This window comes from Nonomuraea sp. NPDC050478, assembly GCF_044458265.1.
In the GTDB taxonomy this organism is placed as follows: Bacteria; Actinomycetota; Actinomycetes; order Streptosporangiales; family Streptosporangiaceae; genus Nonomuraea; species Nonomuraea ferruginea.
On sequence record NZ_JBITHT010000002.1, the window covers coordinates 1,322,075 to 1,342,219 of the forward strand.

Genomic DNA, 20,145 nt, shown 5'->3' on the forward strand with positions numbered 1-20,145 from the left:
GGGCTCAGGCGCCGAGTTCCTCCGCGAGTGCGGCGGCGAAGGCGTCGACGTCGTCCTCGGTGGTGTCCCAGGCGCACATCCAACGGACCTCGCCGGTGGACTCGTTCCAGGTGTAGAAGCGGAAGCGCTTCTGCAGCCGGGCGGTGACGTCCTTCGGCAGGATCGCGAAGACCGCGTTGGCCTCGACCGGGCGCGGCACCTCGACGCCGGGCAGGTCCCTGACGGCCTCGGCGAGCCGCCGTCCCATGGCGTTGGCCCGGCGCGCGTTGCGCAGCCACAGATCGTCCGTGAGCAGCGCCTCGAACTGCGCCGAGACGAACCGCATCTTGGACGACAGCTGCATGAACGTCTTGCGGATGTAGTCGACGCCGGTGGCCGCCCCGGGGTTGAGCACCACGACCGCTTCCCCGTACAGCAGCCCGATCTTCGTGCCGCCGAAGGAGAGCACGTCGACGCCGGCGTCGGTGGTGAGCGCCCGCAGCGGCACGTCGAGCGCGGCGGCGGCGTTGGTGAGGCGGGAGCCGTCGAGGTGGACGAGCAGGCCGAGGTCGTGCGCGTGCGCGCAGATCGCGGCGATCTCGCCGGGGGTGTAGACGGTGCCGAGCTCGGTGGTGTTGGAGATGGACACCACCTTGGGCTGGGCGCGGTGCACGTCGCCGAACCCCCACGCCTGCCGGTCGATCAGCTCGGGGGTGAGCTTGCCGTCGGGCGTGGGGACGGTCAGCAGCTTGATGCCGCCGGCGACCTCGGGGGCGCCGCCCTCGTCGGTGTTGATGTGGGCGGTCTCGGCGCAGACGACCGCCTCCCAGTGGGCGGTCATCGCGCGCAGCGAGACGACGTTGGCGGCGGTGCCGTTGAAGACCGGCCAGGCCCGCGCCTTGTCGCCGAAGTGTCGCCGGAAGACCTCCTGCAGCGCCTCGGTGTAGACGTCGTCGCCGTAGGAGGTCTGGTGGCCTCCGTTGGCGTCGGCGATGGCCTGGAGGATCTCCGGGTGCACTCCGGCGTAGTTGTCGCTGGCGAAGCCCTTGAGCCGGGGGTCGTGCCGGACGGTCACGTGGTGAGGTCCAATCTGGTGCCGTTGAGCTGGGTGGCGGGCTGGTCGTAGAGGCGGCCGATCGCCTCGGCGAGGTCGCGCACGTCGGTGAACCCGGCGAACGCCGCCTTCGGCTTGGCCGCCCGCATGGCGTCGTTGACCAGGGCCTTGACGACGAGGATGACGGCCGCGGACGAGGTGTCGCGCAGCGCGTCGGCGAGCGAGAGGGTCCACGCCTCGGCGGCGGCCTTGGCCGCGGCGTAGGGGGCGCCGCCGGCGGTGGGTCGCTGGGCGGCCTTCGCGGAGACGATCACGAACCGGCCGTTCGCGCTCTTGCGCAGGAGCGGCTCGAAGGCCAGCGAGACGTGCTGGAGGGTGCGGACGAGCAGGTCGTGCAGCGTGTCCCAGTCGGCGAGGTCGATCTCGGCGAAGGTGGACGCGCCGCGCCAGCCGCCGACGAGGTGGACGACGCCGTCGACGTGGCCGTGCTCGGCCTCGATGCGGGCGGCGAGGGCCTCGACGGCGGTGCGGTCGAGCAGGTCGACGTCGTGCTTGTCGACGCCGATCACGGTGTGGCCCTGCTTGGCGAAGTGTTCGCGGACGGCGGCGCCGGTGGGGCCGGCGGCCCCCGTGACCAGAATGATCATGCCCTGATCCCCCTCGTCGACTCGACCACATCGGCCAGCTTACGGCGCAGCGCCTCGTAGAACATGCTCAGGGGGAACTCGTCGGGGAGCACCGCGTCCACCTTCGCCTTCTGCTCGGCGGGCAGCGCGTCGACGCCCCTGGCCCAGAGGGAGTAAGGGTCGGGCGCGACGTAGGCGCTCACCAGCTCGTGCGCGGCCAGCCAGTGGGCCACCTTGGAGCGGTCGATGCTGTCGCGGTAGAGCTTCTCCACCTCGCCGCGCAGGTCGGCGACGCCGCCGGCGACCCGGTCCCAGTCGACGGACAGGCGGTTGTCGGTCCACCGCACGATGTCGTTGCGGTGCAGGTAGGCGAAGAGCAGCTGGCCGCCGAGCCCGTCGTAGTTGCGCACCCGGGGGCCGGTGATCGGGAACCGGAACAGCCGGTCGAACAGGATCGCGTGCTGGACGTACCGGGCGTGCGGCACGCCCCGCCGCTCCAGCTTGACGGCCTCGCCGAACGCGGTCAGGTCGCAGCGCAGCTCCTCCAGCGCGTACAGCCAGTACGGCATCCGCTGCTTGATCATGAACGGGTCGAACGGCAGGTCGCCGTGGCTGTGCGTGCGGTCGTGCACGAGGTCCCACAGCACGAACGTGTCCTGGGCGAGCCGCTGCGAGGCGAGCAGGCGGGCGGCGTCCGGCGGCAGGTCGAGCTTGAGCGTGTCGACGGCGGCCCTGGACACCCGGCGGAACCGGGCGGACTCGCGGTCGGCGAAGATGCCGCCCCAGGTGAAGCGGGCGGGCGCCTGCCGGACCGCGACCGTCTCGGGGAAGAGCACGGCCGAGTGGGTGTCGTAGCCGGAGGTGAAGTCCTCGAACGCGATCGGCACGAACATGGGGTTGTCGTAGCCGCCGGCCTCCAGCTCGGCCAGCCAGTCCGGCCAGATCGTACGGATCCAGACGGCCTCCAGGTTGCGGTCGGGGTTGCCGTTCTGGGTGTACATGGGGAACACGACGAGGTGTTCGAGGCCGTCGACGCGCTGGGTGTCGGGGTGGAACCGGTCGAGCGAGGCGAGGAAGTCGGGCACGCCGAGGTCCTGCCCGGCCCACCGGGCGAGGTCGTCCTGGACGGCTTCGAGGTACGCGGCGTCGTGCGGGAAGTGCGGCGCCAGCTCGCCCACCTTGGCGGCGACGGCGGCGACCAGCTCCTTGGCCCGGCCCTTCTCCTCCGGCACCGACCCGTCCTTGACCTGGAGCGGCCGCAGCTCCTCGACCAGGGCCTTGAGCTCGCCGAACAGCGCGGCCTTGGGACCGGACCCCGCCGCGGCGGCCGGCGCGTCGGCCGGCACGCGGGCGGCCCAGGTGATGACGTTGCCCCACAGCGTGCGGTGGTCGTAGTCGTCGATGGAGTCGTCGCCGAACAGGTCGGAGTCGGCGAACACCACGACCCTGCCCTGCCCGTACGGGAGCGCCACGGCCAGCGGCGCGCCCGCCGGGTCCGCGTCAGGGGAGGTGGCGAACAGGACGGTGGCGTCCTGGGCGGTGGCGTCTTGGGTGGGGGCGTCTTGGGTGGGGGCGTCTTGGGTGGTGAGCACGCCGGAGCGGTAGAAGCAGGCGGCCTTGACCCCGGCGAGCAGCCCGTCGCCGGTGGCGGGCGGGGCGACGACCCAGGAGGCGACGCCGCGGTGGGCGTGGCGCGGGTCGCGCACGGTGGTGTGCTGGACGGTCACGCCGAAGCGGGCGAGCAGCTCGGCCAGGTTGTTGCCGTACTTGTCCTGCTCCTCCTCGGCCAGCACGACGAGCCCGCCGCCCTCGGCGACGAAGTCACGCACGGCGTCCAGCTCCCGCGGGGAGAGCAGCGGGCCGCCCCCGCCGGTGGTGCGCTCCCAGCGCTCACCCGCCGGGTGGGCGATGACCAGCACGTCGTGGTCGCGGAGCGTTCCAGGGTCGAGCGGGCCCTCGGCGTGGGCGGTCACCGTGTGGCCGAGGTGGCGCAGCAGCTCGGCGGCGCGGGCGTAGCTGGAGTCGTCGGGGTGTGCGGGGTTCACGGCCTCGGCGACCTCGCGCCGGATGGTCCACGACTCGCTGTGGGCCTCGTCGAACAGCACCCTGGGGAACGCGTGCATGAAATATCTCCTGTCGCTACCGCCTTATGACGAAAAATATACACATACGACCCGAATCCCCCGCCAAACCCTCTCGCATGCTGAGATCAGGCCGCGGTGCCGGGCCGCACCACGCCCGACTCGTACGCGAACACGACCGCCTGGGCCCGGTCGCGCAGGGCCAGTTTCATGAGCACCCGCGCCACGTGCGTCTTGACCGTGGCCTCGCCCACGTACAGCTGCCCGGCGATCTCGGCGTTGGTGAGCCCGCGGGCGAGCAGGCGCAGCACCTCCAGCTCGCGCGGCGTCAGCTCCGACAGCCTGGGCGACGGCGTCGGCTCCGACCGGCCCGCGAACGAGGCGATCACCCGGCTGGTGACGGCCGGGTCGAGCAGCGCGTCGCCGGCGTGCACGATGCGGATGGCCTCGATGAGCTGCTCCGGCGGCGACACCTTCAGCAGGAACCCGCTGGTGCCGGCGCGCAGCGCCGCCCACAGGTTCTCGTCGGTGTCGAACGTCGTCAGCGTGATGACCTTCGGCGGCGACGGGGTTTCGAGCAGTTCCCTGGTCGCGCTCAGCCCGTCGAGGCGCGGCATGGAGATGTCCATCAGCACGATGTCCGGCCTCACGCGCCGGGCCACGGCGATCGCCTCACGGCCGTCGGCGGCCTCGCCGACGACCTCCATGCCCGGGTCGCTCTCCACGACCATGCGCAGCCCTGCCCTGACCATCGCCTGGTCGTCCACGATCACGATTTTGATGCCCACAGTTCCCGAAGGGTAAAGGTCGCGGGGGCTCGTGAACAGGCGCCGAACAGGCAGGTCAAGCCGTACGCAAGTCAGGTGCAAGCGGATGGTCAGGAGACCTGCACGCTCTGGCGCACCCGCACCTGGGTCTCGTCGTCGCAGCGGTGCTGCGCGCAGAAGTACAGGACCAGGACCGGCTTGGGCCGGTGGGCGATGACGTAGCTGACGAAGCCCAGCTGGTTGCCGCTGTTGCGGTCGCGCAGGGTGCCGTCGTAGCGGGTCGCGTCGCTGTTGCCCGCCCGGTCGGGCACCGGGGCCGTCACCTGGACCTCGCCCGGCAGCAGGCCCTCCATCATGGCCTTCATCTCTTCACGGGAGGCGCCCGCGTCGAGCGTGTCGGACACCTGGACGTACACGCCCACGGCGTTCTCCGGGTCGCCGGTGATGACCTTGTTCACCTGCGACCAGTCGGCGCTGGCGCCGGAGACGAACATCGACTCGAACTCGGCGGCCCGCGGCGAGGCGATCGCGAACAGGTCGGCGTGCGTGCGGGCGGTCCAGCCGGCCGGGTACTCGAACGTGACCGGGGCGGCGGCGGTGTCCTGGAAACGCGTCCACGACTCGCCGCGCTGCATGAAGACGATCATCACGACCAGCGCCAGCGCGGCGACCGCCGCGGTGAGGGTGGCCGCGACGATGGGCAGCCTGCCGGGGCGGCGCGCGGGGCGCGCGGACACGCCGGTCCCCGGGCCCGTCGCCGGCCCGCTGCTGCCGGGTCCGGTGTGCGGCCCCTCCCCGTAACCGTACGGGGAGCCGGGATGGGGACCGGAGTGCGGGCCGGAACCGGGACCCGTGCCGGGACCGGAGTGCGAGCCGGAACCAGGACCGGGACCGTAGTGCGCGCCCGGACCGGGGCCGACGCCGACAGGCCGCGCGCCCGAATGCGGGCCGGAGTGCGGGCCGGAGTGGGGACCCGAATGGGGACCCGAATGGGGACCCGAATGGGGACCCGAATGGGGACCCGAATGGGGACCCGAATGGGGACCCGAATGGGGACCCGAGTGCGGGCCGGAGTGGGGACCCGAGTGGGGACCGGAGCCGTAGCCGGTTCCCGGGCCGGTGCGGGGGCCGGTGAAGGCGCCCGAGTCGGCGGGCGAGCCGGTGATCGCCTCGCGCAGCGCCACGATGAACGCCGCGCAGGACGGGAAGCGCTGCTCGGGCGCCTTGGCCAGGGCCCGCATCATCACCCCGTCGACCTCCAGCGGCAGCTCAGGCCGCAGCTGCGTCAGCGGCACCGGCTGCTCGGCCAGGTGCGCCCACAGCAGCGCGATGTCGTTGTCGCGCTGGAACGGCAGCCGCCCCGACAACCCTTCGTACACCACGCACGCCAGGGCGTACTGGTCGGCCCGGCCGTCGATGTGCTCCTTGTTGATCTGCTCGGGCGACATGTAGCGGGGCGTGCCGATGAACTGGTCGGTCTGCGTCAGCCCGGAGATCGACGTGCGGTGCTTGGTGATGCCGAAGTCGGTGAGGTAGACATGGTCGGCGGCCAGCAGGATGTTGGCCGGTTTCACGTCGCGGTGGATCAGGTCGTGCGCGTGCGCGGTGTCGAGGGCGGCGGCCACCTGGGCGAAGATCCTGGTGCCCTGGTCGAGCGGCAGCGGACCCCGGTCGTAGATGAGCCGGCGCAGGTCGAGCCCGTCGACGTAGCGCATCGCGATGTAGAGGACGCCGTCGGCGTCGGCGTTGGCCTCGTAGATGGGGATGATGTTGGGGTGCTCGATGCTGGCGACCGTGCGGGACTCCAGGATGAACCGCTGGCGGAACCGGTCGTCGACGCTCAGCACCGGGTTGAGGATCTTCAGGGCGACGCGGCGGCTCAGCCTCGGGTCCAGCGCCAGGTAGACGACGGCCATGCCGCCCTTGCCGATGATGTCCTCGACGTAGTAGCCGGCCACCTCCTGACCGATGAGCGCCCTGTCGTTCACGTGCATCACGACGTCTCGATGGGCTGGCCACAGTAGCCGCAGAACCGGTGCGCCTGGCCGAGCCGCATGCCGCAGGCCGTGCAGAACTTGACCGAGGACTCCTGCGCGGTCAGCACCTGCTGCTGCTGCTGCTGCGGGACCGCCGTGAACTGCGGCGATCTGCGCACCATGACCGTCTGGTCGGCGCCCTCGTCGTACGCCTGCTGCGGGGGGACGAGCGGCGGGGCCTGCCCGTGGTCGTCGGCCCGGTCTCCGGCCCGGTGGCGCCGCCACAGCAGGAACGCGCCCACGGCCGCGGCGAGGAACAGCACGCTCGCCGCGACGATGAACGGCCACAGCGGCAGGCCGGAGGAGGCCGGCGCGACCGTCCGCTTGGTGCCCTCGTCCTCCGGGCCGCCCCGCTTGGCGAGCGCGACCTTGAGCAGGTCGGCGGCCACCACGTTGCCCGGGTAGAGCTCCAGGACGCGCTGGAAGCCCGGCGCGGCCTCGGTGTAGTACTTGGTGTGGTAGCGGGTCAGCGCCGCCTCGAAGGCGGCGTCGATCGCTCCCCTGCGCGCCGCGATGCCGGCCTTCGACAGGGTCGAGGTGATCTCCCGTACGCCGATCATCTTGGCTTCTTTGCCGCCGCCGATGAGCAGCCCGACGACGTGGCCGTCCTTGTCGCCGATGACGGGGGCGCCGGCCAGGCCGCGGTCGGCCAGGCCGCCCAGCTTGGCGGGCTCGTCGACCTTCTTGTCCGGGTCGCCGAACGGCCGGCCCTTCTCGCCGGCGCCGCCGCCCTTGCCCAGGTGGGCGATCTCGACGGTGGTCTGCACGTCGGGGCCGGGTCGGCCGAGGAAGCCGGCCACGCTGGTGGGCGCGCCCTGCTGGTCGGGCACCTGCTCGGCGAGCGGGGCGGTGGGCATGCCGACGCTGCCGACGGCGCGGGCGACGGGCATCAGCACGGCCGGGGCGTCGGGGCCGGAACCGGCCCGCACCAGCTCGGCCTTGAAGCCGTCGGTGTCGGCGGGCGAGACGTTCGGGAAGATCGTGATGTCGGTGGTGACGTCGATGATGCAGGTCGCGGTGGACCTCTTCGGCGGGTAGCAGTCCTTGAGGTGGCGGTCGAGTATCGGGTCGTCGTCCACCGAGTGGCGCTTGTCGTCCTGCGGGACCTTCACGTCGTGGTGCTCGGCGAACACCTTGTTGGCCGCCCGCACGGCGACGTCCTCGTCGTCGGTCTTGACCACGCTGGTGAGCGTGACGATCGCGCCGTCGGGGTTGACGACGATGCCGGTGCCCTGGCCGATGGGGAAATCGTAGGAACGCTCCACGTGACGCAGCTGGCTGACGTGGTCGAGGAGCGTGATCTCGACGTGGGAGACCGCCTCGACGCGCACCACGGCGGGGGTCACCAGATCGGTGATGCCGCTGGGATGCTCGTGGGCCGTCGCGGGTATGGCGAGCAGGGCGACCGTCACCACGACACCGCCCGCCAGCACTGTGAGACGCGCCATCACCGCTCCCGCACGAAGGGTCAGAACAAGGGTCCCAATCACCTGTCGTAAGTCAATAGATCCGCGTGTGACGAAGCGGTTGCAGTACTTCCCCCGACGCATGAACCCCTCACGAGGCCCTATCGCGCGAAAGCCGGGCGGCGTTACACCTTGTTCAAGATCAACTCAGTTCGGTCCCCGGCTTCCGGTAGCCGGGACGCCACGACACCGCGCCCTGCCTGACGGCGGCGTGGACGGCGCGGGCCAGCCGGGCGCCCCACTCGGAGCGGGGCCCGCAGAACAACTCCTGCGGGCCGGAGTCCGGCACGGCGAGGCAGACCGCGTCCGAGGCGGTGCCGGTGCACGGGTAGCCCGCCTCCAGCAGGGCCTGCGTCTTGGCCTCGGTCATCGTCATGACGGCGTTGACCAGGGCGGCGTCCGTCATCGCCACCGGCAGCGTGGCGACGATGTTGACGGTGCCGACCATCGGGGCCAGCTCCGGGTCGGCCGCGCCTTCGGGGGCCGCCGCCCAGGTCGGCACGCGTAACCCGACCGTGGCCACGGCCTCGGCCCCGCCGTCGGCGGCGCTGGTGTAGCGGTCGACGGAGGCCGCCGTCATCATGCCGACGCCGTCGCCGCCCGGCCCCAGCCCGGCCAGGTGGTCGACCGGGTCCATGCGCGCGTAGCCGGCCACGACCTGGGCGTTCAGCACCCATGTGCGCGGCCCGATGCCGCCGCCGAGCATCGCCGAGGAGATCATCCGCCAGCCCGGCCCGAACTCCCACAGCAGCGAACCGAGCCGGTCGCCGTCCTCGACGCGGTAGCCGAGCTTCACGTCTCTCCCCTGACCAGGTGCACGACGGGCCGCCCGCCGGGGCCCGGCTCGATCATGACACGGGCGTCGAAGTGCTCGCCGACGAGGGCGCCGGTGAGCACCTCGGCCGGTCTGCCCCGCGCCACGGACCGGCCGCCGGCCAGCAGCAGGAGCGTGTCGGCGTACTGGCCGGCGAGGGTCAGGTCGTGCAGCGTGGTGATCACGGTGAGGCCGTCGGCGGTCCTCAGCCGGTCCACCAGCTCCAGCACCTGCTGCTGGTGCCCGAGGTCGAGCGCGGTGGTGGGCTCGTCGAGCAGCAGTACCGGCGCCTGCTGGGCGAGCGCGCGGGCGAGCACCACCCGCTGCCGCTCGCCGCCGGACAGCTCGCCGACCCTGCGGGCGGCGAACCCGGTCAGTCCCAGCCGCGCCAGCACACCCGCGGTGATCTCCCGGTCCCTGCGGCTCTCCCGCCCGAAGTACGGGATGTACGGGGTACGGCCGAGCAGCGCGTAGTCGAAGACCGTCATGTCGGGCGGCAGCGCGGGGGTCTGCGGCGCGTAGGCGACCAGCCTGGCCCGCTCGCGCGGCTTGAGCCCGCTCCCCCGCCGGTCGTCGAGGACCACCTCGCCCCGGTGGGCGAGCACGCCCATGACGGCCTTCAGCAGCGTGGACTTGCCGGCGCCGTTGGGCCCGACGACCGCGAGCCACTCGCCCCGCGACACGTCGACGTCCACCCCGTCGAGCACCTCGCGCCCGCCGAGCCGTACCGACAGCCCCTTGACCCGGATCATGTGGCGGTCCCCCGCGTCATGCGCAGCACGGCCACGAAGAACGGCGCGCCCACGAACATGGTGACGACTCCGATCGGCAGCTCGGCGGGGGCGATGACGGTGCGCGCGAGCAGGTCGGCGAGGACCAGGAACGCGGCGCCGCCGATCAGCGACAGCGGCAGCACGCTGCGGTAGGAGCCGCCGGCCAGCCGGCGCACCGCGTGCGGCACGACGATGCCGACGAACCCGATCAGCCCGCTCACCGCCACCGCCGCGGCCGTGGCCAGGGAGGCGGCCAGCAGCACCACGAACCGGACCCGGGTGGCCCGCACGCCGAGCGCCCCGGCCTCCTCGTCGCCGACGGCCAGCACGTCGAGCATCCGCCCGTGCGCCAGCAGCACCGCCGCGGCGACGACCGCGTACGGCAGCACGAGCCGGACCTGCTCCCAGCCGCCGCCGACGTCGCCCAGGATCCAGGAGTAGACGCGCCGCAGCTCCTCCACCCCGAGCTGCTGCACGAACGTCTGGATCGCGGTGAGGAACGAGGTGACGGCCACCCCGGCCAGCACCAGCGTGGCCGTGCCACCGGTCCGGCCGGCGGCGCTGCCCAGCCCGTAGGCGAGGAACACGCCGCCGACCGCGCCCGCGAACGCCGCGACGGGGGTGGTGAGCGCGGACCCCGGCAGCAGCACGACGGCCACGGTCGTGGTCAGCCCTGCCCCCGCCGCGGCGCCCAGCAGGTAAGGGTCGGCCAGCGGGTTGCGGAAGACGCCCTGGTAGCCGGCTCCGGCCATGGCCAGCAGCCCGCCGACCACGGCCGCCAGCAGCACCCTGGGCAGCCGCAGCTCGTACAGCAGCCCCTGCTCGACGGGCGTCAGCCCGGCGTCGGCCGACACCAACGGCAGCCAGTCGGCCACCTGGAGGACGACCTGCCAGGGCGCGATGTCGGCGGCGCCGCCCAGCAGGCCGGCGATCATGACGACGGCCAGCAGCGCCAGCGCCCCGGCCAGCCACACCGGCCGGGCTCTGGCGGGCTTGACGTGCGCCACCGGGTCCCGCCCTTCGGTCCTCCCGGTGGCCTGCTCGGCGAGCACTATTCGGAGGCCGCCTTCGCGACCGCGTCACCGACGGTCCGCGCCAGGTCGGCGACGCGCGGCCCCCAGCGGGAGGCGATGTCGTCGTCGAGCTCGATCACCAGGTCGTTCTTGACGGCGGACAGGTTCTTCCAGCCGGGCCGCTTGGCGAGCGCCTCCTTGTTCTGCTGGCAGCACTTCACGTCCGCCAGGAAGATCAGGTCGGGGTCGGCCTGGGCGATGAACTCGGTGGACAGCTTGGGGTAGCCGCCCGCCGCGTCCGGGGCCTTGTCGGCGATGTTGGTGAGGCCGAAGATGGCGTAGATCTGGCCGATGAAGGTCGTGGACGTGGCCGCGTACGGGGTCTGGTCGAGCTCGTGGTAGTAGGTCAGGCCCTTGCCCTTGGGGGCGTCGGCGGCGAGCTGGTCCAGGGTGGTCCGCATGGTGGTGACCACCTCCTCGGCCTTCTCCAGGTTGCCTGTGGCCGCGCCGAGGTCGGTGATCTCGTCGTACGCCTCGTCGAGGGTCTTGGCGGACGGCTCCCACAGCACGGGGACGTTCAGCTTGGCCAGCCCGGCGATCACCTGGTCCATGTCGTCGGAGACCACGACCAGGTCGGGCTTCTGGGCGACGATGGCCTCGACGTTCGGCTTGAAGCCCGACAGGTCGGTCCTGGGGGCCTCGGGCGGGTAGTTCGACTGGTCGTCGACGGCGATCACCTGGGGGCCGGCGCCGATGGCGAACAGCGTCTCGGTGTGGGCGGCCGACAGGGAGACGATCCGCTCCGGCTTCTTCTCGACGGTGATCTCGCCGTTGGCGGCCTCCACCGTCACGGGGAAGCCGGCGCCGGCCTGGCTGGTGGCGGGGGCGGAGGTGGCTGTCGTGCCGGTCTGGCCGCATGCGGCCAGGACGAGCGTTCCCAGCAGCGCGCCCGCGAGCGCCTTGCGTACGGGCCTCACGAGTAGTCCTTTCACACTGTCGGAACCGAGAGACCCGCGATGAGCGACGGATCACCCTTTTCCACGAGGGTTGATGACGTCACGCAGAGGCAGGCGACCTGGCTATGACAGTTGCGGGACAGCGCCGGACTCGCACCGGACTTCGCTGCAGCACTGCGCGTCGGACAAACGCTATCAATCCTCCTGGAGGCGCCCGCGTCAAGGGGTACGGAGCTGTGATTCCGCTTCTTCGAGCACCTCCTGGACGCGGAGGCCGCGGGCGGCGTCGAGCGGGTGGCCGCCGCCCTGCCGCACCGTCCTGGCGAACTCCTCGGCCACCCGGGGCAACGCGTCGCCGCCGCCGGACGCCAGCACCGCGACGCCCTTCCCGCCGTACACGGCCACGCTCGCGGGCGGCAGGTCTCCGACGGCGGCCTGGCTCAGCGACACCTCGCTGACCGCGCCGCCCTCGTGCTCCAGCAGCAGCCCCGCCCAGCGCAGCGGGTCGCCGTGCGCGCGCACCCCGGTGATCCGGCCGAGCGCGGCGTCCATCAGGTCCACCATGTGCGGCCCCGCGTCGAGCAGCGCCCCGCGTTCCAGCCGCCACGGGGTGGCGAACGGGTGGTCGCCGACGAGGGAGCCGGAGATGTTGGCGGCGTGCCCGCCGAACGGCTCGATCTCCCGGCACCGGTCCAGGAAGGCCCGGGTGCCGGCCGCGTACCGCAGGGTGAGCACCATCTGGCTCGGCACGCCCGACTCGGCGACCGCGTCGGCGACCCGCCGCGCGCTCTCCAGGGAGTCGCCGAGCGGCTTCTCCAGCAGCAGCGCCTTGCCCGCCCGCGCGGCCCGTACCGCCAGCTCGGCCTGGACCGCGGGCGGCACGCAGAACGCGACCGCCTCGCACGCGTCGAACAGTTCCTCCACCCGCTCGAACACGGGCGCGCCGAGCCGCGCGGCCGCCTCGGGCCTGCGCGCCCAGACCCCGGCGAGCCTGGTGTGCGGGCCGGCGGCCAGCATCGGCGCGTGCGCCATCTCCGCCCACGGGCCCGCCCCGACCAGACCGACCGCCACCGGCTCCATCGCGATCCCCTTTCGCACGATCATGAGTCGATTCGTGACCCTACTCGAAGGGCCGCGGTGGAAGGATGCCTTGATGATCACTTCCAGCCGGCCGCTCGCCCGCTATGTCGCGGGCGGCACGGTCCTCCAGATGGCCTTGTGGGCCGACGCGAGCCTGGTCGGTGTCACCCTCATGTTCCTGGGCGAGGGAGGCTTCCAATCCCTGGGGCTGGTGATCCTGCCGGCCGGGCTGCTGGCGTTCCTGCTGCCGGTGCCGATGGGGGTGCTCGTGGACCGGGCGGCACGCCGGTCGGCGCTGGTCTGGTCGGGGGTGGCGGGGGCGGTCGCGCTCGGCTCGCTCGCGGTCGCCGCACTGGCCGGCGCCGTCACGACGGCTCACGTCACGCTGGCGATCGGGGCCGTCACCCTGGTGGCCGTCACGGGCGCGCTGGCGCTGGAGGCCTATCTGCCGGCGGTGACCGGGCGGCACCGGTTCGTCCCGGTCAACGCGTGGCTGTACGGGATCGCGTCGGTGGGGACGTTCGGCTTCGCCGTCACCACGGGGCTGCCGTCCACGGCGGCCGTCGTGGTCGTGCTCGTGGTGCCGGCGGTGGGGTTCGCGGTCTCGGCGCTGCTGTTCCGGTACGTGGACGTGCCCGAGGATCCGGCGCCGCCGAGGGAGGGGGTGTGGCCGGAGGCGGTGGCCGGGGTGCGGTTCACGCTCCGGCATCCGGTGCTCGCCGCGATCGCCGGCTATCTCGTCGCGCTGGCGGCCCTGGGGCAGCTGATCGACGCCCCGCGGCCGGACGGGCTGGCGGACGGATGGGACCTCGTCACCATGCTCGCGCCGCCCCTGGTGGGCGCGCTGGCCGCGGTCATGCTGCACCGCCGCGTGGGCGCACTCCGGCTGGCGTGGTTCGCCGTCCTCGCGACCCAGCCGTTCGCGCTCCTGCTCGCGTTCCCGTCCGGGGCCGCCGGATACGTGCTCGGCCAGGCGCTGCCGCTGGCCGGCGCGGCGACGGCGGCGATCGCGCTGCTCAGCCACCGGCAGGCGATCACGCCGCCCCGGCTGCTCGGCCGCTCGGGCGGCACGCTGGTCATGCTCGTCGCCCTGGCGGCGACCGTCGGGTCCGTCCTCGAGACCCTGCTCGCCCTGGCCGGCGCCGGCCGGTCGTGGCTCGCCGTGCCGGCCACCGCGGGGGTGCTGGCGGCGGCGGTCCCGCTCCTCAGGGCGAGCCGGTCCGAGCCTCCCGCCGACGCCGATCAGGGCGCCCCGGCCACCTGAAACCGGGGTGGCGGATGATGGACCCATGGACGAGATGGTGTTGCTCCGCCACGGCGAGACGGAGTGGAGCAGGACGGGCAGGCACACCGGCCGGACCGACGTGCCGCTGACCCCGCGCGGCGAGGAGCAGGCCAAGGCGCTCATCCCGGTGCTCGGGGAGAGCCCGTCCGAGCTGGTCGTGGTCTCGCCCGCGCGGCGCGCCACCCGCACCGCCGACCTGGCCGGCCTCAGCTCGTACGAGGTCGATCCGGACCTGTGGGAGTGGGACTACGGCGGCTACGAGGGCATCACCACCCCCGACATCAGGAAGGACCGGCCCGGCTGGTACCTGTGGCGCGACGGCGTCCCACCGGGCGGCACCCCGGGCGAGAGCGCCGCCGAGGTGGGCGCCCGCGCCGACCGGGTGATCGAGCGGTGCCGGCGGGTCCACGGGCGGGTGGCGGTGGTCGCGCACGGTCATCTGCTGCGCGTGCTCACCGCGCGCTGGCTGCGCCTGCCCCCGGCGGACGGCCGGCTGTTCAAGCTGGACACCGGCACGTACTCGCGGCTGGCCTTCGAGCACGGCGAACCGGTGATCAGGACCTGGAACGCGCCGGTCGGCGGGGTCTGACCAGCACCGGCTCAGGCTTGCGCCTGGCCAGGCTGCGGGCCGCGCCCGGTCAGCCACTCCAGGACACTGCGGTGCCCGCGGGTGGCGTCCTCGAAGTGGCCCCAGCGCCAGTAGCGCGGATGGTCCCTGATGCCGGTCACCCAGGTCCGGTACGAGACCGAGCCGCCGGATGCCGCGGGCGCCACGCCGTAGGTGCGGATCACGACCTTGCCGCCGGGCGCGAACAGCACGTCGTCGGCGATCGGGTAGAGCGTCGTCTGGTCGAGCATGACCCGATCCTGCCCGGAGGAGTCGGTGGGGCCGTTACGCCTCCGGCGCGGCCCGGTTAAGCGGGCCCGCCGGAGGTTAACAGCGCGTTACACCAGCAGGCCGTCGAATTCTCCGTCCTTCACTCCGAGCACCAGAGCCCGGATCTCGTCGCGGGTGTAGATCAGCGCGGGGCCGTCGGGGAAGCGGGAGTTGCGCACCGCTATCCCACCGTCGGGGAGCTTCGCGAGCTCCACGCAGTTGCCCTGCGAGTTGCTGTAGCGGCTCTTGCGCCACGCCACGCCGGACAGATCGCCGGCGGGCATGCCGTTATAGGTCTGATTCATCTACATCTTTCTGAGAAGGCCGCCGATGAGCTCGACGGTGCCCCCCGGCGTGGTGCTCTCCACGCACAGCTGCTCCATGGCCGTGAGGTACGGATCGATGTCCTCGCGCTTGTCCAGGTACAGGGCACCCCAGAGCTGTTCGACGTAGACGACGTCCGACAGGTCGGACTCGGGAAACCGCAAGATGCTGAACGCGCCCCCCTCGGCGGCGTGCATGCCGTATCGGAAAGGCATCACCTGAAGGGTGATGTTGGGCAGGGCCGCCACCTCCAGCAGATGCCGGAGTTGCTCGGCCATGACCTTCCGGCCGCCGATGATCCGCTTGAGCGTCGCCTCGTCGATGACCGCCCACAGGCGCGGCCCGTCGTTCTTGGTGAAGCGCTCCTGCCGTTGCATGCGCAGATGCACACGGCGTTCTATCCGATCGGCTGACATGTCGGGATTGCCGAGCTGGATCACTGATCGTGCGTACGCGGCCGTCTGCAACAGGCCGGGCACGAACTGCACCTCGTACGTACGGATCATGCTCGCGGCCTCTTCCAGCCCCACGTAGGTGGTGAACCAGTTCGGCAGCTCCTGCGAGTAGTTCTGCCACCAGCCGGGGGTGTTGGCCTCTCGGACCATCTCCAGAAGGGCACGGCGTTCGGCGTTGTCGATGACGCCGTACAGCGTGAGCAGGTCCTCCACATCACGTGTCTTGAAACCGACGCGCCCGAGCTCCATACGGCTGATCTTGGACTCGGAGGCACGGATGTGGAATCCGGCCTGATCGCGCGTGAGCCCGCGCTTCTCGCGCAGGCGCCGCAGGCTCGCACCGAGCATGATGCGCCGAACGGTCGAAGCTGAACCGGGCGGATCGATGGACACGTGGTGCTCCTTGGTCGTTTCCTTGTCACACAGTCTGTCACTTCACGGCCGAAAGATCATGGGCCGCGGACAAGATCCCCTTTCCCACTGATTGACCCTTTGAAGGGAAACCGTAGCGCTTGCACACCGTGTCTGCACGTGCATTCGCTCTTGCAAGTGCACGAGAGTTTGCCGCACAATGATCAACGTGCAATCCACCACGGCAGCCGGCCAGTGGACCACGTTCGACTGGTGGCCCCCTGTCGGCTGGTGGCCGGAGGCGGCGCGCGATCTCCTCGAGCCTGGTCCGTCCGCGAGCGCCACCTTCGTGCTCCCTCCCACCGCCTCGTCCGTGCACTGCGCGCGCAGCTACGCCGCCGGGGTGCTGGCCGCGTGGGGCCTGAGCGAGCCGGCCGAGAACATGGAGCTGGTGGTCTCCGAGCTGGCCACGAACGCGCTGCGGCACGGCCTGCGCGCGGACGACCCCTGCGGGCTCGGTCCCGTGCACATGTCGCTGGTGCGCCGCGGCCGCCTGGTGGCCAGCGCCTTCGCCGATCCCGGGTCCTCGGTGCCCGCGCTGAGATACTCTGGGCTCCTGGATACCGGCGGCCTGGGTCTCCACATCGTCGACTCACTGAGCCTTCGCTGGGGCTGGTCCGCGCTCTCGCCCCACGGGAAGATCGTGTGGGCGGTCCTCTCCTGACCGAGAGTGATCTGCACTACCGTGGATGGTCATGGCTCACGGTGAGTTCCACGCGCGACCCCATGAGAGTGCTGACCGATGGACGATCACCTGCTCGGCTGGCTACGAACCCTCGACGAAGACAGGCTCGCCCGCGTCCTGACGCACCGGCCTGACGCCCTCGCCGCGCCGTGGCCGCGGCGGCTCGACACGCTGGCCCAGCGGCTGAGCAACGGCTTCGCCGTCATGGAGGCGCTGCGCGTTCTGCCGCTCCCCTGCCTGCAGCTCGCCGAGGCCTGCCTGGTCCTGACCCGGCCGACCGCCGAGCGGCTCGCCGGGTTCCTCGGGGCGCCGCGCGCCGAGGTGGACCGGTGGCTCGACCACCTCTACGACCACGCGCTGGCCTGTCCCTCTGCCGACGGCGAGATCCACCTGGCCGAGGCCGTGACCCGCTACTGGAGCGCGCCGCTCGGCCTCGGCGAGCCGCTCGACCACTACCTGAACTCGTGGACGATCAGCGGCGACACGCTGCGCACCCTGGCCGGCAACCTGGGCCTGCCCTCCCACGGCGGCAAGCGCCGCACGGTCGCGCGGGTGGGCGAGGCGCTGGCCGACGACGGCCACATGGCCGCGCTGCTGCGCCACGCCCCCGCCGGAGCCGCCGCGCTGCTCGACGAGTTCGCCTGGCACGGCCCCGTACGCGAGGTCGACGGCGGCAGGTTCGTCACCCCCGGCACGCCCGAGAAGTGGGCGGCCGACCACGGCCTGCTCTACCGGCCGAGCTGGAACGTCGCCGAGATGCCCCGCGAGGTGGCGCTCGGCCGGCGCGGCCCCGGCTACCATCCGCCGTTCACGCCGCGGGCGCCCGAGGTGGCCACGATCCCGGTCGACCCCGAGGAGGTCGACCACCTGATGACGCTGGCCGCGCCGCACGTCGTGGAGCGCTGCGCGGCCCTGCTCGACAACACGTCCAAGGCGCCGTTGCCGCTGCTCAAGACCGGCGGCGTGGGCGTGCGCGAGGTGCGCAGGGTCGCCAAGGAGACCGGCTGCGACGAGGACGAGACCCGGCTGCTGCTGGAGATCTGCGCGGTGGCGCGGCTGCTGGCGTGGGACGAGAAGTCCGGCGGCCTGGTGCCGACCGAGCGGTTCGACCGCTGGCGGCTCGACGAGGGCGCCGCCCGGCTGCGGGTGCTGCTGTCGGCCTGGTGGCGCATGGAGCGCTCGTCCCTCCGCAAGATCGACGGACGGTACGGCACGGTCCTGGGCGACGACCAGAGCGGCGCCGCGATGGCCCGCATCCGTCACGCCGTGCTGTCGGCGCTCCTGCGGCTGCCGTCCGCCACGGCCTTCGCCGACCGCGACAGCCTGGTGGCCAACGTGCGCTGGCACGCGCCGCTGGTCGACCGCGAGCTGCTCGACCGGTGCGCCTCCGCGGTGATCGACGAGTCGCGGCTGCTCGGCCTGGTGGCCAACCACGCGCTCACCGACCTCGGCCGGGCGCTGGCCGGGCTGGCGGCCAAGGCGGGCGGCGAGAGCGACGACGCGGCCCCGCTGGTCGAGCACGACCCCGCGCTGGTGGAGGCGTCCACCCGGGCGCTGGCCAGCGTGCGCAGGAGCGCCCTGTTCGGGCCCGACCTGACCGCGGTGGTGACCGGGCCGCCGTCGGCGGAGCTGGCCGAGCTGCTCGACAGGGTGGCCGAACGCGAGTCCCGGGGCGCGGCCTCGGTGTGGCGGTTCACCACCGAGAGCGTGCGCCGCGCCCTCGACCGCGGCTACGACGCCGACGAGCTGCTGGACGAGCTGTCGGGGGTGGGCGCCGTCCCGCAGCCGCTGGAGTACCTCGTGCACGACGTGGCCCGCCGCCACGGCGAGGTGACGGTGACCACGGTCGGCTGCGTGGTGCAGGCCTCCGATCCCGCGCTGCTGGCCGAGATCGCCGCACACCGGCGGCTGTCGCGGCTGGGGCTGCGGCTGCTCGCGCCGACCGTGCTGGTCGCCTCCGCCGACGCCGAGCGCACGCTCGGGGTGCTGCGCGAGGCGGGGTACGCGCCGGTGCCCGTGGCCGACACCGGCGAGATCGCCATCCGCCGCACCCGCGCCGAGGAGCCCCGCAACGGCAGGCTGATCCTGCTGCCGGGCGGTCAGGTGGCCGAGCTGTCCGACGCCCAGCCGTCCGATGAGCCGATGATCGCCGAGCCGGTGCCCGACCCGCACGAGCACGCCCGCCGCCTCATCGCCGAGAGCCGTGAGGCGGGCGAGCGCAACGGCCGCACCTGGGCGGTGATCGGCCGGATGGCGACCAGGCTGCCGACGGCGCAGCAGTCGCTGCTCGGCTTCGTGGTCGACCGGGGCGTGCGGGCGGGCATCACGCTGACCGACGGCCTGACCGCCACCATCAGCCACGGCGAGCTGCGCAACGGGGCGCTCGACGCCTGGTGCGAGGAGGCGGGCGACTACCTGGAGTTCCCCCTCGCCGAGATCGTCGAGGTCAAGGGAGCTTATTAGCCTTCTTCAGGTTGGCCACGAGCTCCTCCAGGAAGTCGGCGTAGCCCTGGTAGCTGAAGGGGGCCTCGGCACGCCACGGGTAGAGCTGGCCGGCCTTGACCGCGGGGAGCTCGGCGAAGGTCGGCTTCTTCATCATCTCCTCGGGCTTCAGCGCCTGCGTGCGGGTGTCGTAGAGGATCACGTCCGCGTCGTAGGTGTCGGCGTTCTCCCAGCTGAGGGTCTGGAAGAAGCCGCCCTCGTCCACCTTGCCCGGCACCACGATGTCGAGGCCGTTGTCCATGAGGTGGCGGATGTCGGCGTACTCGGGCGGGTTGACCACCCACATCTGGTCGGCGCCGCCCGACATCATGAGGATCTTGAGGTCCTTGAGCGCCGCCAGCTCCTTGGTGGCGGCCTCCATGCGGGCCTTGGCCTCGGGCACGCCCGCCATGTCGGCGCCGAGCGACGCGGCCAGCTTCTCGTACGTGCCGATCACCTCGGTGGCGGTCTTGCCGGTGAGCATGACGCCGACCGTGGGGGCGACCTGCTCGATGGTGTCCTTGGACTTCTCGGGCACGTACCAGAGCGTGCCGTTCTCGTACATGCTGCTGACCAGCAGGTCGGGCTGCAGGGCGATGTACTGCTCGACGTTGAACTCGTCCCACACGTTGCCCAGGCCGGTGACCTTGGTGATGTCGACGTTGCCGACCTGCGGGTCCTTGCTGCCGTCCTGGAGCTTGTGCGGGCCGAAGACGCCGACCGGGCGCACGCCGAAGTCCCACAGCGCGGCGGCGGCGCCGACCTGGGCGACCACCTTGGAGGGGGTCTTGTCGAGGTCGACCTTCTTGCCGCGGTCGTCGGTGAACGTCCACGGCTGGGCGGCCGGGGCGGAGGACGCCTCCGGTGCGGCCGCGGTACCGCCCGCGCCGCCGCACGCGGCGAGCGTGACGGCGGCGGCCAGACCCGCCGCCGCGGCGAGGAAACCTCGCCGAGCCATGACCGGTCCCGACATGAGTACTCC

The 20,145-nt window shown here is 72.4% G+C and carries 19 protein-coding genes; 4 read left to right on the forward strand and 15 right to left on the reverse strand.

What is annotated here, in order from left to right:
* Positions 1-4: 4 nt before the first annotated feature.
* The 11 genes from ACIBF7_RS14175 to ACIBF7_RS14225 all read right to left on the reverse strand — a co-directional run bounded on the left by ACIBF7_RS14175 (position 5) and on the right by ACIBF7_RS14225 (position 12,669).
* Entirely contained in the window at positions 5-1,054 is a 1,050-nt protein-coding gene (locus ACIBF7_RS14175; protein WP_397197238.1) for a threonine aldolase family protein, read from the reverse strand.
* A complete protein-coding gene (locus tag ACIBF7_RS14180) occupies positions 1,051-1,680 on the reverse strand; it encodes an SDR family NAD(P)-dependent oxidoreductase (RefSeq protein ID WP_397197240.1) in 630 nt (209 codons plus the stop codon). The genes ACIBF7_RS14175 and ACIBF7_RS14180 overlap by 4 nt, the downstream gene beginning before the upstream one ends.
* Positions 1,677-3,782, reverse strand: coding sequence for a DUF6421 family protein (locus ACIBF7_RS14185; protein WP_397197241.1), 2,106 nt, complete (start codon positions 3,780-3,782; stop codon positions 1,677-1,679). Before ACIBF7_RS14185 ends, ACIBF7_RS14180 begins: the two co-directional genes overlap by 4 nt.
* Positions 3,783-3,868: 86 nt before the next feature.
* A complete protein-coding gene (locus ACIBF7_RS14190; protein WP_148032917.1) occupies positions 3,869-4,528 on the reverse strand; it encodes a response regulator transcription factor in 660 nt (219 codons plus the stop codon).
* Positions 4,529-4,617: 89 nt separating this feature from the next.
* A complete protein-coding gene (locus tag ACIBF7_RS14195) occupies positions 4,618-6,501 on the reverse strand; it encodes a serine/threonine protein kinase (protein WP_397197242.1) in 1,884 nt (627 codons plus the stop codon).
* A complete protein-coding gene (locus ACIBF7_RS14200) occupies positions 6,501-7,991 on the reverse strand; it encodes a tol-pal system YbgF family protein (protein ID WP_397197243.1) in 1,491 nt (496 codons plus the stop codon). Before ACIBF7_RS14200 ends, ACIBF7_RS14195 begins: the two co-directional genes overlap by 1 nt.
* 160 nt (positions 7,992-8,151) lie before the next feature.
* Positions 8,152-8,805 (reverse strand): adenosylcobinamide amidohydrolase, encoded by a 654-nt coding sequence (locus tag ACIBF7_RS14205; RefSeq protein WP_148032920.1) that lies wholly within the window; start codon positions 8,803-8,805, stop codon positions 8,152-8,154.
* A complete protein-coding gene (locus tag ACIBF7_RS14210) occupies positions 8,802-9,575 on the reverse strand; it encodes an ABC transporter ATP-binding protein (protein WP_271276354.1) in 774 nt (257 codons plus the stop codon). Before ACIBF7_RS14210 ends, ACIBF7_RS14205 begins: the two co-directional genes overlap by 4 nt.
* Positions 9,572-10,603 (reverse strand): FecCD family ABC transporter permease, encoded by a 1,032-nt coding sequence (locus ACIBF7_RS14215; protein WP_378525118.1) that lies wholly within the window; start codon positions 10,601-10,603, stop codon positions 9,572-9,574. The genes ACIBF7_RS14210 and ACIBF7_RS14215 overlap by 4 nt, the downstream gene beginning before the upstream one ends.
* A gap of 44 nt (positions 10,604-10,647) precedes the next feature.
* On the reverse strand, positions 10,648-11,586 hold the full coding sequence (locus tag ACIBF7_RS14220) for an ABC transporter substrate-binding protein (protein WP_397197244.1): 939 nt from the start codon (positions 11,584-11,586) through the stop codon (positions 10,648-10,650).
* Between the two features lie 198 nt (positions 11,587-11,784).
* A complete protein-coding gene (locus ACIBF7_RS14225) occupies positions 11,785-12,669 on the reverse strand; it encodes a Gfo/Idh/MocA family protein (RefSeq protein WP_271276356.1) in 885 nt (294 codons plus the stop codon).
* Between the two features lie 49 nt (positions 12,670-12,718).
* Between ACIBF7_RS14225 and ACIBF7_RS14230 the strand changes: the two genes are divergently transcribed.
* Entirely contained in the window at positions 12,719-13,909 is a 1,191-nt protein-coding gene (locus ACIBF7_RS14230; RefSeq protein WP_271276357.1) for a hypothetical protein, read from the forward strand.
* 25 nt (positions 13,910-13,934) lie between these two features.
* Positions 13,935-14,519, forward strand: coding sequence for a histidine phosphatase family protein (locus ACIBF7_RS14235; RefSeq protein WP_148032924.1), 585 nt, complete (start codon positions 13,935-13,937; stop codon positions 14,517-14,519).
* An 11-nt stretch (positions 14,520-14,530) separates the two neighbouring features.
* On the opposite strand, the gene ACIBF7_RS14240 is transcribed toward ACIBF7_RS14235, so the two are convergent.
* From ACIBF7_RS14240 to ACIBF7_RS14250, 3 genes are all read right to left on the reverse strand, one after another.
* Entirely contained in the window at positions 14,531-14,788 is a 258-nt protein-coding gene (locus ACIBF7_RS14240; RefSeq protein ID WP_148032925.1) for a hypothetical protein, read from the reverse strand.
* Positions 14,789-14,875: 87 nt separating this feature from the next.
* On the reverse strand, positions 14,876-15,112 hold the full coding sequence (locus ACIBF7_RS14245) for a DUF397 domain-containing protein (protein ID WP_148032926.1): 237 nt from the start codon (positions 15,110-15,112) through the stop codon (positions 14,876-14,878).
* On the reverse strand, positions 15,113-15,934 hold the full coding sequence (locus ACIBF7_RS14250; RefSeq protein WP_148034773.1) for a helix-turn-helix transcriptional regulator: 822 nt from the start codon (positions 15,932-15,934) through the stop codon (positions 15,113-15,115).
* A 223-nt stretch (positions 15,935-16,157) separates the two neighbouring features.
* On the opposite strand from ACIBF7_RS14250, the gene ACIBF7_RS14255 reads away from it, so the two are divergent.
* Positions 16,158-16,661, forward strand: coding sequence for an anti-sigma regulatory factor (locus ACIBF7_RS14255; RefSeq protein ID WP_148032927.1), 504 nt, complete (start codon positions 16,158-16,160; stop codon positions 16,659-16,661).
* Positions 16,662-16,739: 78 nt separating this feature from the next.
* Positions 16,740-19,145, forward strand: coding sequence for a helicase-associated domain-containing protein (locus ACIBF7_RS14260; protein WP_364226792.1), 2,406 nt, complete (start codon positions 16,740-16,742; stop codon positions 19,143-19,145).
* Here ACIBF7_RS14260 and ACIBF7_RS14265 read toward each other — a convergent pair.
* Entirely contained in the window at positions 19,129-20,136 is a 1,008-nt protein-coding gene (locus tag ACIBF7_RS14265) for an ABC transporter substrate-binding protein (RefSeq protein ID WP_148032929.1), read from the reverse strand. The genes ACIBF7_RS14260 and ACIBF7_RS14265 overlap by 17 nt on opposite strands.
* Positions 20,137-20,145: the final 9 nt, after the last annotated feature.